Source organism: Streptomyces sp. AC512_CC834 (genome assembly GCF_019049325.1).
GTDB lineage: Bacteria > Actinomycetota > Actinomycetes > Streptomycetales > Streptomycetaceae > Streptomyces.
On the sequence record NZ_JAGMUO010000065.1, the window covers coordinates 659101 to 671674 of the forward strand.

General features: G+C 72.2%; 10 protein-coding genes. 9 read left to right on the forward strand and 1 reads right to left on the reverse strand.

Going from position 1 to position 12574, the window contains the following annotated elements; all coding sequences use genetic code 11:
- Positions 1 to 146 precede the first annotated feature (146 nt).
- Positions 147 to 1292: a galactonate dehydratase gene (dgoD, locus tag KUM40_RS25180; RefSeq protein WP_217168593.1), complete on the reverse strand. Its 1146-nt coding sequence runs from the start codon at positions 1290 to 1292 to the stop codon at positions 147 to 149.
- 239 nt (positions 1293 to 1531) lie between these two features.
- On the opposite strand from dgoD, the gene KUM40_RS25185 reads away from it, so the two are divergent.
- The 9 genes from KUM40_RS25185 (at position 1532) to asnB (ending at position 12569) form a co-directional block, all read left to right on the forward strand.
- Positions 1532 to 2260 carry a DJ-1/PfpI family protein gene (locus tag KUM40_RS25185; protein ID WP_217168411.1) on the forward strand — a complete coding sequence of 243 codons (729 nt, stop codon included), beginning with the start codon at positions 1532 to 1534 and terminating at the stop codon, positions 2258 to 2260.
- 86 nt (positions 2261 to 2346) lie between these two features.
- Complete coding sequence (locus KUM40_RS25190; RefSeq protein WP_217168412.1) at positions 2347 to 2649, forward strand: hypothetical protein; 303 nt, start codon at positions 2347 to 2349, stop codon at positions 2647 to 2649.
- A 122-nt stretch (positions 2650 to 2771) separates the two neighbouring features.
- Entirely contained in the window at positions 2772 to 3176 is a 405-nt protein-coding gene (locus KUM40_RS25195) for a hypothetical protein (RefSeq protein ID WP_217168413.1), read from the forward strand.
- A 400-nt stretch (positions 3177 to 3576) separates the two neighbouring features.
- Positions 3577 to 5055 carry a sugar transferase gene (locus KUM40_RS25200; RefSeq protein ID WP_217168414.1) on the forward strand — a complete coding sequence of 493 codons (1479 nt, stop codon included), beginning with the start codon at positions 3577 to 3579 and terminating at the stop codon, positions 5053 to 5055.
- 70 nt (positions 5056 to 5125) lie between these two features.
- The gene (locus KUM40_RS25205) at positions 5126 to 6469 is read left to right on the forward strand and encodes a nucleotide sugar dehydrogenase (protein ID WP_217168415.1); all 1344 of its coding nucleotides are present in this window, start codon (positions 5126 to 5128) and stop codon (positions 6467 to 6469) included.
- The gene (locus KUM40_RS25210) at positions 6459 to 7739 is read left to right on the forward strand and encodes a glycosyltransferase family 4 protein (protein ID WP_217168416.1); all 1281 of its coding nucleotides are present in this window, start codon (positions 6459 to 6461) and stop codon (positions 7737 to 7739) included. The genes KUM40_RS25205 and KUM40_RS25210 overlap by 11 nt, the downstream gene beginning before the upstream one ends.
- Positions 7736 to 9103, forward strand: a complete 1368-nt coding sequence (locus tag KUM40_RS25215; protein ID WP_217168417.1) for a Wzz/FepE/Etk N-terminal domain-containing protein — start codon at positions 7736 to 7738, stop codon at positions 9101 to 9103. Before KUM40_RS25210 ends, KUM40_RS25215 begins: the two co-directional genes overlap by 4 nt.
- A complete protein-coding gene (locus tag KUM40_RS25220) occupies positions 9100 to 10626 on the forward strand; it encodes a Wzz/FepE/Etk N-terminal domain-containing protein (RefSeq protein ID WP_217168418.1) in 1527 nt (508 codons plus the stop codon). Before KUM40_RS25215 ends, KUM40_RS25220 begins: the two co-directional genes overlap by 4 nt.
- 2 nt (positions 10627 to 10628) lie before the next feature.
- Complete coding sequence (gene asnB / locus KUM40_RS25225) at positions 10629 to 12569, forward strand: asparagine synthase (glutamine-hydrolyzing) (protein WP_217168419.1); 1941 nt, start codon at positions 10629 to 10631, stop codon at positions 12567 to 12569.
- Positions 12570 to 12574 lie beyond the last annotated feature (5 nt).

Below are 12574 nucleotides of genomic sequence, written 5' to 3' on the forward strand. Positions count from 1 at the left end.
GCAGCCGCATTCGGGGGCCAAGGGTAAGTCGCCACCGCACCTCGCCGGAGGCCGGGACCCGGGCGGCGTCGTCGGGGCCGGGCCCGCCCTTGCGTTATCGAACACACGCCCGAGTGTCGCTGCCACAGTCACTCCCGTCCGCCGGCTCACCACTCCGCGAAGGATCCGTCGGGCTGCCGCCACACCGGGTTGCGCCAGGCGTGGCCGGTGCGGTCGGCGGCGCGTACGGCCTTCTCGTCGATGTCGATGCCCAGGCCGGGCGCGTCGACGCGGGGTGCGTGGCCGTCGACGAAGCGGAACGGCTCGGTGTCCACGAGGTAGGTCAGCAGGTCGGCGTTCTTGTTGTAGTGGATGCCGCGGCTCTGTTCCTGGATGAGGAAGTTCGGCGTCGCGAAGGCGACCTGGAGGCTGGCGGCGAGGGCGATCGGACCCAGCGGGCAGTGCGGGGCGAGCAGGGCACCGTACGTGTCGGCGAGGGAGGCGATGCGGTGCACCTCGGAGATGCCGCCTGCGTGCGAGAGGTCCGGCTGGGCGACGGCGACGCCGGCGGCGAGGACGGGCAGGAACTCGCCGCGGCCGTAGAGGCGTTCGCCGGTGGCGATCGGGATGTCGGTGGCGGCGGCGAGCCGGGCCAGCAGATGGCTCTGCTCGGGGACGACGGGCTCCTCCACGAACAGCGGGTGCAGGGGCGCGAGTTCGGCCAGGACGCGGCGGGAACTGGCGGCGGTGAAGCGGCCGTGGAAGTCGACGGCGACATCGCGGTCCGGTCCGAGGGCCTCCCGTGCGGCAGCCACCCGGGCGACGACGGCCGCGGTCTCCGCGGGGCTCGCCACCGGTGAGACGCGGCCCGCGGCGTTCATCTTCACCGCGGTGAAGCCGGCCTCCACCTGGGCGGCGATCTGCTCGGTGAGCGCGGCGGGTTCGTCGCCGCCCACCCAGGCGTAGACGCGCACCCGGTCGCGCACGGGCCCGCCCAGCAGGGCGTGCACGGGCGCGCCGTAGGTCTTGCCGGCGATGTCCCACAGGGCCTGGTCGAGGCCGGCGACGGCGCTCGACAGGACGGGGCCGCCCCGGTAGAAGCCACCCTTGGTGAGGACCTGCCAGTGGTCCTGGATGCGCAGCGGGTCCTTGCCGACGAGGTGCTCGGCGAGGACGTCGACGGCGGCACGGACGACTTCCGCGCGGCCCTCGACGACGGGTTCGCCCCAGCCGACCACACCGTCGTCGGTTTCGATCCGGCAGAACAGCCAGCGCGGCGGGACCAGGAAGGTTTCAATGCGGGCGATCTTCACTTGGCGGTACAGCCTTTCCGTCTCGGCGTGGAACTCGTCGTGGAACTCGTCGTCGAACTCGTCGTCGAACTTGTCGTCGAAATTTTGAGGGCGGTCGTACGGCGCCTGCAACGGTGTGACACGTGGCTCCATCCCGTTGAAAGGCGTCACTTTTGCCACTGGGAGACGAGGGTGGCATCCCGTTACGTTCGGGGCGTACCCGGCACGGACCGGGCTTCCCCCAGCCGAAGGGCCTCTTCATGCACGCCCAGATCGTCCTCTTCGACGGCTTCGATCCGCTCGATGTCGTCGCCCCCTACGAGGTGTTGTGCGCCGGCGGCAGTGCCGCCCCGGGTGCGGTGACCGTGGAACTGGTCTCCGCCGAGGGGCCCCGCGAGGTGGTCGGCGGGACGGGCGGGCTGGCCCTGCGCGCCACGTCCGTCCTCGACCCGGACCGCCCCGGCCTGATCGTGGTCCCCGGCGCGTCCGGCCGGATCGGAGAACCCGACGAGGTCCCCGACCACGACGCGGGTGCAGGTGCGGGTGCGGATGCGGATGCGGCGGGGCAGGTGCCTGGGCAGGAACAGCGGGACGAGACCATCCCCGTACTGCTGGGCCGGACTCTGACCACCGACCTGCCCGCGCTGCTCGAGGCGGCGATGAAGAACCCCGAGGTGACCGTCGGCGCAGTCTGCGGCGGCTCCCTCGTCCTGGCCATGGCGGGGCTCCTTGAGGGGCGCCGTGCCACCACCCACCACATGGGCCTCGACATGCTCGACGCCACCGGCGTCCACGCGGTGGGTGCCCGCGTCGTCGACGACGGCGACCTCGTCACCGGCGCGGGTGTGACCTCGGGGCTCGATCTGGGCCTGTACCTGCTGGAGCGCGAGGTGGGTCCGCGCGTCGCGCACGCCGTGGAGGGGCTGTTCGCCCATGAGCGCCGGGGCACGGTCTGGCGGAACGAGGGCCCGGAACCCGTCCCGTTCTGACGCGGCACCACGCGCCTCCCCCTCCCCTCCCCGCCCCTCCCCCGCACAGCCGACTCGTACCGCACACCGTGAGGAAGAACAGCGACATGTCAGTCGAAGGCATCTGGGACCTGTCCATCTCCACTCCCATCGGCAGGATCAAGGCCGTGGCCGAGTTCCGCCGCCGGGACGGCGTCCTGACCGGCACCGCCCGTGGGGAGGGGGAGGAAGTACCGCTCGCCGAGGTCGTCCTCGACGGCGACCGGCTCACGTGGAAGCAGGCCGTGACCAGGCCCATGCGGCTCAATCTGACCTTCGACCTGAGGGTCGACGGTGACGCGCTGAGCGGCACCTCGAAGGCGGGACGGCTCCCGGCCTCGAAGGTGACCGGCGAGCGCCGCGCCGCCTGATCATCCTCCCTACGGCCCTGGCCCGCTCCCGAAAGGCGTCCCCCAACCCCAAATCGTGCGTTTTGCCCCTTTCCATGTGGTGACCCGGATGGAGGACATCCACGTGCGACGAGGTGAGAAACATGCTGGTGCTGGGTCTCCTGCTCATGGCGGGCGCCGCCGCCTTCGCAGGCCTGTTGATCGCGTACAACCTGTCCGGCAGTCCGGACTACACCGTGACCCTGCTGGGGAGCGAACCCTTCACGATCAGCACGCTCGGGGCGTTTCTCGGCGGTATCGCCCTGACTCTGATCTTCGGCCTGGGCATGTGGATGCTCCTGGCCGGAACGGTGCTGGCACGCCACCGCGGCAAGAAGCGCCGCAGCGAGCGGGAGACCGCCAGGCAGGCCTCCGCCGAGCGTGACGCACTCGCCGGCCGCCTGGAGGGCAGCCACCCGGGCAGCAGCACGGACACCGGGAACGAGACCGCCGGGCACCGCCGCCCCGCCGGACACCGGCCCCGACTGCGGCTGCACGGCCACCACTGACGATTACTGGCCCATTCGCCAAAGCCTGAGCACGAATTACACACATCCTCTCTACATACCGGCCGTGATGGTCTAGATTGACCGTGCTTCAGCTTGTTCGGACATGAGGCGGCCGTTAATGATCTATAGGTCCGGCACCGGGGAAACCGAGGAGTCGAGTTCCCTGCGCCGGACCTGGGGATGATCAATTCAAGGAGCCCGCGAGGGGTCTTGGGTGCGGGGAGCATCCGAGGTTTCGACGGGTGGGTCGTTCGAGCAGCGCCGAAACAACGGGGACGTCGCGTGCGGGAGGTGGGGGCCTCCCGAGGGGAGGGGCAGTGCGGTGCGGGAGGCGGGGGCCTCCCAGAGGAGGGGCAGTGTTAGGCGAACACGTCGAACCACTGGGGACCTGGGGGGTTCTGTGCGGCAAGGGGGATTGGTCAGCCCGTTTCCGTCCGCGGGCGGGCGACTGGCGAACGACGGGATCAGCCGGACCGAGACCGATTGGGAGCAACGGTACCGCCGTACCGTGATCACCAGCGATGCCGTGACCACCGCGGTCGTCGTGGCGGGTATCGGCAATTTCTTCGGGGTCCGGGACGCCGCCAACTGGCACGAGAAATGGGGCATTCTCGCATTCGGCACCGAGGTGCTGGTGCTGGGAGCGCTCGCGGTGAGCCGGTCGTGGTCTCCGGCGGTTCTCGGCCAGGGTGCGGAGGAATTCCGCCGGCTCGGCCGCTCACTGTTCATGGCGACCGTCGTGCTGGCGCTCGGCGGAATCGCCCTCACCTCGCGCAACATCAAACTCTGGATCTTCGTCGCCGTTCCCGCGATCGCGATCGTCACCATGATCGCGCGGTATGCGCTGCGCATCCGGCTGCACCGGCAGCGGAAGGCGGGACGGTGCCTGAGACCGGTGCTCGCCGCCGGGAGCCCGGCCACCGTCAGCGATCTCATCGCCCGGACCCGAAGATTCCCGCACCTCGGCTGGCGGGTGGAAGCGGTGTGCACGACGGACGATCCCGGACTCGACGGTGACCAACTGGACGGAGTACCGGTCGTCGGTCCACTGGCGGACGTCGCCGACCACGTCCACCGCGACGGCTACCGGGTCGTCGCGGTCACGGCGGACCCGCACTGGTCGCCGCACCGGCTGCAACGGCTGGCCTGGAACCTGGAGGGCAGCGACGCCGAGATGGTCGTGGCCCCCGTGCTGATGGAGGTGGCCGGACCGCGGCTGCACGTCGACGCGGTGCTCGGGATCCCGCTGCTGCGGGTCAGCATGCCGACGTTCACCGGAGGCCGCCGCTCGGTCAAGGGAGTCGTCGACCGGGTGGGCGCGGCCCTCCTGCTGGTGGTGTTCGCGCCCCTGATGACGCTCGTCGCCCTGCTCGTCCTGGTGGACAGCCGCGGCGGCGTCTTCTACCGCCAGCGCAGGGTCGGCAAGGACGGCCGCGAGTTCACCATTGTCAAGTTCCGCACCATGGTCGCCGGGGCCGACGGGGCACGTGCCGCGCTGGCCGACCGCAACGAGGGCGCGGGCCTGCTGTTCAAGCTCCGCCGGGATCCGCGGGTGACCCGGCTGGGAGCGGTGCTGCGCCGGTACTCGATCGACGAGCTCCCGCAGCTCTTCAACGTGCTCACCGGATCGATGTCGCTGGTCGGTCCGCGACCCCCGTTACCGGAGGAGTCCGCCGCGTACGGCCCGGACATCCGGCGGCGGCTGCTGGTCAAGCCCGGACTCACCGGCCTGTGGCAGATCAGCGGACGCAGCGACCTGCCGTGGGAGGAGGCGGTGCGCCTCGACCTGCGGTACGTGGAGGACTGGTCGCTCGCCCTGGACACGGTGATCTTGTGGAAGACGCTGCGTGCGGTGGTCCACGGGCACGGGGCCTACTGATGAGCCGGCGTCGTCGTGGGGACGCGCGGACGGCAGGCCGCCAGGGCCTGCCCGGGGGGAGGAACGGGTCATGAGGGTCAGCGTTTTCGGGCTCGGTTACGTGGGCTGCGTGTCGGCCGCGTGCCTGGCCGGCATGGGGCACGAGGTCATCGGGGTGGACGTGAACCAGGTGAAGGTCGACCTGGTCAACGACGGCAAGGCCCCGGTCGTCGAGGAGCGGATCGGCGAGCTGATCGCCGAGGTCGTGGAAACCGGGGCGCTGCGCGCCACCGGCGACGTCCGCGAGGCGATCATGGGCAGCGAGGTGTCGCTGGTCTGCGTGGGCACGCCGTCTGAGCCCAACGGCAGCCTGTGCACCACGTATCTGGAGCGGGTCACCGAGCAGATCGGCGCCGCGCTGGCGGACCGCGGTGGGCTCGGTGGGCTCGGTGGGCTCGGTGGGCGGCACACCGTCGTGTTCCGCAGCACCATGCTTCCGGGCACCGCCCTGAACCTGCTGGTGCCCATACTGGAGAAGTACGTCGGCGGCACCGCCGGAGTGGACTTCGGGGTCGCGGTCAATCCGGAGTTCCTGCGCGAGGGCACGAGCGTGCGGGACTTCTTCGACCCGCCCAAGACCGTCGTCGGCGAGCTGGACCCGGCGAGCGGCGACGTGATGACGGCGCTGTACGACGGTCTGCCCGGCGAGGTGTTCCGGGTGCCGGTCGCCACGGCCGAGGCGATCAAGTACGCGGACAACGCGTTCCACGGCCTCAAGATCGGTTTCGCCAACGAGCTGGGCGCGGTGTGCCAGGCGCTCGGGGTGGACTCGCACCAGGTGATGGACGTGTTCCTGGCCGACCGCAAGCTGAACATCAGCCCCGCCTACCTGCGGCCCGGCTTCGCCTTCGGCGGCTCCTGCCTGCCCAAGGACCTGCGCAGCCTGGTCCACGCGGCGCAGCGGGCCGACGTCTCGGTACCCATCCTCGCCCACGTGCTGCCCTCCAACTCGGCACATCTGGAACGCGCGGTGGAGCTGGTCGAGCGCACCGGCAAGCGCCGGGTGGGCATGTTCGGGCTGTCCTTCAAACCCGGCACCGACGACCTCCGTGAGAGCCCGCTGGTCGAGCTGGCGGAGAGGCTCTTCGGCAAGGGGTACGACCTGCGGATCCACGACGCCAACGTGAGCCTGTCCCGGCTGCTCGGCGCGAACCGCGAGTACGTCGAGACCCGGCTGCCGCACCTCGCGCAACTGCTCGCGGAATCGGTCGAGGAGGTGCTGGAGCACGCCGAGGTGTGCCTGGTCGGGACCAGGGACCCGGCCGTGCTGTCGGCGCTGCCGCACGGCGACGGCCCGACGATCGTCGACCTCATCCACCTCCCCGACGCCGAGGCGCGCCGGGCCGAACCGGGGTACGTGGGCCTTGCTTGGTGACACATCGTTCGACGACGGAGCCGGCGGCGACCGGCCGGGCCGGCGCGCGCTGATCCTGGTGGAGAACCTGTCGGTGCCGTTCGACCGGCGGGTGTGGCAGGAGTGCACGACGCTGCGCGACGCGGGCTGGACCGTGGACGTCATCTGTCCCCGGGGCACTGCGCGGGACACGGAGGCGGAGGCGGAGATCGACGGGGTGCGGATCCACCGCTACCCGTTGCGCGCGGCCACCGGAGGACCGGCCGGGTATCTGCGGGAGTACGGAGCGGCGTTGTGGCACACCGTCCGGCTGGCCCGCAAGGTCGGCCCGGTCGACGTGGTCCACGCCTGCAATCCGCCCGACCTGCTGTTCCTGCCGGCACTGTGGCTGAAGCGGCGCGGCGCGCGGTTCGTCTTCGACCAGCACGACCTGATACCCGAGCTGTACCTCTCCCGGTTCGGCCGCGGCAAGGATCTGCTCTACCGCGCCGTGTGCGCGCTGGAACGGATGACATATCGGGCCGCGGACGTCGTGCTGGCCACCAACGAGAGCTACAAGGACGTCGCGGTGCACCGTGGCGGCCGGCGGCCGGCGGACGTCTTCGTGGTGCGCAGCGCGCCCGCCACCGACCGGTTCCGACCGGTGCCGCCCGAACCGGGGTTGAAGTGCGGCAAGCCCCATCTGCTGTGCTACCTGGGCGTCATGGGCCCGCAGGACGGCGTCGACTACGCCTTGCGGGCGCTGGCGAAGCTGCGCGACGACCTCGGGCGCACCGACTGGCACGCGGTGTTCGTCGGCTCCGGCGACGCCTTCGACGCGATGGTGGAGCTGTCCCGGCGGCTCGGTCTCTCCGAGCAGGTGCGGTTCACCGGGCGCATTCCGGACTCCGACCTGGTGCGCTACCTGTCCACCGCGGACGTGTGCCTCTCCCCCGACCCGCGCAATCCGCTCAACGACGTGTCGACCATGAACAAGGTCCTGGAGTACATGGCGATGGGCCGGCCGATCGTCTCGTTCGACCTCCGGGAGGCGCGGGTCTCCGCCGGTGACGCCGCCGTCTACGCCCCCGCCAACGACGAGGCCGAATTCGCCGCGCTCGTCGCGATGCTGCTGGACGATCCGGAGCTGCGGGCCCGGATGGGCAAGACCGGCCAGGAGCGGATCGGCGGGCAGTTGTCCTGGCGGAACTCCCAGCGATCGCTGCTCGCCGCCTACGCCGCCGCCTGCCGTGACCACACTCCGGTGTCGGCGGGCGCCCCGTTCCGGACAGGGAGAAGGCCGCGCAGGTGAGCGACGACACGATACGCCTGGTCACGATCGGGCGGATGCTCCGCCGCCGGGGGCGGCTGCTCGCCGTCCTCGCCCTGGTGGGCGCGCTGGCCGGCTACGGCATCTCGGTGCTGTTCCCGCCGCGGTACACGGCGTCGGCATCGGTGCTGCTGCCCGGGCAGTGGGAGGAGCGCGAGCTGCTGACCCAGGTGGAGGTCGCGACCAGTTCGACGGTGATCGACCGCGCGGCGGCCACACTCGACCGGCCCGGCGTCGGCGTCGGCGAGCTGCGGGACCGGGTGAGCGCCGAGGCCACCGACGGCAACATCATCAAGATCTCGGGTACGGACGACACCCCGGAGCGCGCCCAGCGGCTCTCCGACGAGGTGGCGCGGCAGTTCGTCGCCTTCGCCGCGCAGATCGCGGGCGGCGGCACCGACTCCGATGCCGCGTCGGGGCCTGAGGCCCTGCGGCAGCAGGTGTCGCGGACCAACCGCCGTATCAGCGACCTGGCCGACTCGGCCGATCCCGGGCGGACCGTGGAGAGCGTGCAGGCCCGCACCGAACTCGAGAAGCTGCGCAGCGCGCTGCAGGATGCCATGAACAAGCTGGACCAGGCCGACTCGGCGAGCAACAAGGCCGGCATGGTCGTCATGGGGCCGGCGACCCGGCCGACCGGCGAGGCACCGCCGACGCGGACGCAGCTCGTCGCCGGCGGGGCGCTGCTCTTCTTCCTGCTCGCGGTCGTCGGCCATCTCACCGCCGCACGGATGAACCGCCGGCTGCGCGCCGAACCGGAGATCGCCGCGGCGCTGGGCTCGGCGCTGCTCGGCACGGTCGACGTGCCCGGTGACCGGCGCGCGGACCGGCCGCGGGGTGGCGGCCCGCGGGCCCGGGTCCGGCGGCTGCTGGGCGCCGACACCCGGTGGGACCTCCCGGCCCCGCGGACGTCCGCGGACGAGGCGGGCAGGAAGCTGCGCTACCGGCGGGTGTGCGCCGGTCTCCGGGACCAACTGCCCCCGCCCCGGCGGCTGCTGGTCGTCGTGCCGGACGGCGACGAGATCGCCCGCCGGGCCGCAGGGCAGCTTGTCGCCGAGGCCGAGGGCGATCCGCTGCTGCGGGTGGTGGAGGTTTCGGTGTCCCGGCCGACGGTGCCGGACCGCGACACCGAGTCCGGTGCCCTGGTCGTGCTCAGCGCGGGCAACTGGACCGCTCAGGAGCTGGCCGGCATCTCCGAGGCGTGTGCGGACGGCGGGCACGAGGTCGTCGGCATCGTCCTGGCCGACCCGGTCCGCGATCGTACGGCGCGGTCCGCCGCCCGGACCCGGGACGACGACGCCGCAGCGGTCGCGGTGGGCGGCCACGCGACGGGAGGTTCCACGTGACGACGAGCCAGACGTCCCCTTCCCCGGCCGCAGCTCCGCTGCTCGACCTCCAGGCGCTGGTGGTGGCGGTGCGCAGGCGTCGCCGCCTGTGGGGCTCCCTGGCACTGCTGGGGCTCCTGGTCGGCGCGGCGGTGGCGGTCCTGTTGCCGGCGCCGCCGACCGCGGTGGCCCAGGTGCTGGTCGCGCACCAGGAGGACCAGCCGAACGACACCGGAACGCTGATCCGCACCGACGTCGAGCTGCTGGGGACCACACGGATCGCCGGCCAGGCCCTGCGGACCCTCAAGTCCACCGAGAACCCGGAGGACTTCATGCGGGACTACCGGGTCACCGGCCTGACCAACAACCTGCTCCAGATCGAGGTGACGGGTGACAGCGACGCGGAAGCGGTGGACCGGGCCAAGGCGCTGGCCGACGCGTTCGTCGCCGACCATGTGAGGCGGATGCGGGAGACCGCTCAGGCGGAGGCCGAGGCCCTGCTCGACCAGCGGGACCGGATGCGGGAGGAGCTCGCCGAGGTCAACGAGGCGATCGGGGACCGGTCGCCGGAAGACGATCCGAAGGCGTCGGCGAGCATCGAGTCGCTCTTCGCCCGCCGGGCCGAGCTCGACTCGCGGATCGCCGAGTTCGACCAGCGTGCCGCGGAGGCCCGCACCGGCGCGCCCAGGGTCGTCGCCGGCACGGAGATCGTGGACGCCCCGCACCTGGTGCGGAGCTCCCTGCCCATGGCCGTGGTCACCGACGCCGCGATCGGGCTGGCCCTGGGGCTCTTCCTCGGGCTCGCGCTGGCCGCGGTCTCCGCGGTGGTGGCGGACCGCCCCGTGCTGCGCCGGGAGATCGCGGCGAACCTGGGCGCCTCGGTCCTCGCGGAGCTGCGCCGCCCGCCACGCCGGTGGGCCCGGTGGCAGTGGCGGCGGACCCGGGCGGCACGTGAACGGCTCACCACGACCCTGGCCCGTACGGTGCGCGGCTCCACGGAACCGGTGTCGCTGCTGGAACTGGGCTGTGCGCGCGGCACGAGCGTGATCGCCATGGACCTCGCCGGGGCACTGGCGGCGCAGGGTCCCGTGGTCGTCGTCGACGGTCTGCCCGGACCGCAGCTCGCCCGGCGCCGCCCGAAGCCGTCGGACCCGGCCGTGGTCAGCGGCGAGCGTGCCGCGGCCTCCTCGCCGAAGGAGCGCAGGCTCGGCGTCGGCTCGGTCGCACCCGGCACGGCGTGGACGGACCTCCAGCACCTCGGCGGCCGGACCGTGCTCGTCGTGCGTGCCGGGCACGGCAGCGCCGCGTGGCTGCACACCGTGGCGCGGCAGCTCGCGGACCAGCGCATCGCGGTGATCGGGGTGGTGCTGATCGACCCCGATCCGCGTGACCGGACCGACGGCACGCTGTGGGACGGGCAGCACACCGCGCTGCGCGGCCACTTCGAGCGGCAGGCCCGGCAGAACGGGTCGGGCCGGCCGCGCACGGAGCGGGCGCCGGTGCCGGCCGCACGGGTCCCGGACGGCGACGAGGAGGTGCGGTAGACATGTGTGGCATCGCAGGCACGTACCGATGGCCGGACGGGAAGGCCGTCACCGACCGGCTCACCGATGTCCTCGCCCACCGCGGTCCGGACGGCGCGGGCCGGTACGGCCACCGGGCCGGTGACGGCGAAGTGCACCTGGGGCACCGCCGGCTGGCCATCATCGACCTGTCCGAGACCGGCGCCCAGCCGATGGTCTCGGACGGCCTCGCCCTGACCTACAACGGCGAGCTGTACAACGCGCCCGAGCTGCGCGCGGAGCTGGCATCCGCCGGGGTGCGGTTTCGCGGCACCTCCGACACCGAGGTGCTCCTCGAGGCCTGGCGGCGCTGGGGCACGGACTGCCTGCCACGGCTGCGCGGCATGTTCGCGTTCGCGGTCTTCGACGAGCGAACCGGTGAGCTGGTGCTCGCCCGCGACCAGCTCGGCATCAAGCCGCTGTTCCTGCTCCGGCGCGACGCGGGCCTGGTGTTCGCCTCCGAGCTCAAGGCGCTCGCCGCGGTGACCGGCGGGTCGCTGGAGGTGGACCACGCGGCGCTGGTGGCCTCGCTGCTGTACTACTGGGTGCCGGACTCACGGTGCGCGTTCCGCGAGGCGGAGAAGCTGCCGCCGGGGAGCTGGCTCAGGTGCCGTCCCGACGGCCGGGTGGAGCGCGGCCGGTACTGGAACCTGAAGGACGTCGCCGCCGAGGGCCAGGACCGGGCCCGGGCCGGGGAGCTGCCCGATGTCGCCGCCGTCGTCGAGGAGTCGACCCGGCGCCACCTGCTCTCCGACGTGCCCGTGGCGACCTTCCTCTCCGGCGGGCTCGACTCCAGCTACCTGACGGCGCTGGCCGCCCGCGACCGGCCCGGGATCTCCGCCTACACGATCGGGTTCCGGGCCGAGGACGCCAGGTTCGAGGCGATGCCGGACGACCTGCGCTACGCCCGGCAGGTGGCCGAGCGGTTCGGCGTCGACCTGCACGAGATCGAGATCGCTCCGGACGTGCTCGACCTGCTGCCGCGGATGACACACCACCTGGACGAGCCGATCGGTGACCCCGCCGCGATCAACACCTTCCTGATCTGCGAGGCCGCCCGGGAGGCCGGGGTCAAGGTGCTGCTCTCCGGGATGGGCGCCGACGAGCTGTTCGCCGGTTACCGCAAGCACCTGGCCAACCTGCTGGCGCTGCGCTACCAGCGCGTCCCGCGGCCCCTGCGGCGCGGTCTGTCCGCCGCCGTGGACCGGCTGCCGGTCGCCACGGCCCGCCGCGGGTACCGGTCCGTGCGCTTCGCGAAGCGGTTCCTCTCCTTCGCCGATCTGCCGGAGGAGACCGCGTTCCGGCGCAGTTACACCATGTACGACCAGGGCGAGCTGCTCGGCCTGATCGATCCGGACCTCGCGGGGACGGTCGACGACGTGCTGACCGAGCACGCCGACGTCTACGAGGACAACACTCTCGACGACTTCGTGAACCGCATGTGCCTGGGCGACGCCCGGATGTTCCTGCCGGGCCTCAACCTCGCCTACACGGACCGCTCCAGCATGGCCGCGTCGACCGAGGTGCGGGTGCCGTACGTGGACGTCGACGTGGTCGCGGCGGCGTTCGCCGTGCCAGGGGACCGCAAGATCGTCGGACGGCAGGGCAAGGCCGTCCTCAAGGAGGCGGCCACCTCGATCCTGCCCCGGGAGATCGTGTACCGGCCCAAGGGCCTGTTCAGCGCCCCGCTGCGGGCCTGGATGAGCCGGGATCTGGCACCGCTGGTGCGCGAGGTGGTGAACGACGGCGTGCTCGTCGGGTCCGGGATCCTGCGCCGGGACGCGCTGGCGCGCATGGTCGCCGCGGACGCCGCCGGGCAGCGGGACTTCTCCAAGCATCTGTGGCACGTGCTGACCCTCGAGTACTGGTATCGCGGCGCGACCTCCGGATCCGGCTCCGGATCCGGCCGGAGCCGAGCGGCTTGACGGCT

Coding starts and splice junctions, on each gene's coding strand:
- KUM40_RS25185 (WP_217168411.1), top strand. CDS start 1,532: ATGCACGCCCAGATCGTCCTCTTCGACGGCTTCGATCCGCTCGATGTC.
- KUM40_RS25190 (WP_217168412.1), top strand. CDS start 2,347: ATGTCAGTCGAAGGCATCTGGGACCTGTCCATCTCCACTCCCATCGGC.
- asnB (WP_217168419.1), top strand. CDS start 10,629: ATGTGTGGCATCGCAGGCACGTACCGATGGCCGGACGGGAAGGCCGTC.
- KUM40_RS25205 (WP_217168415.1), top strand. CDS start 5,126: ATGAGGGTCAGCGTTTTCGGGCTCGGTTACGTGGGCTGCGTGTCGGCC.
- KUM40_RS25195 (WP_217168413.1), top strand. CDS start 2,772: ATGCTGGTGCTGGGTCTCCTGCTCATGGCGGGCGCCGCCGCCTTCGCA.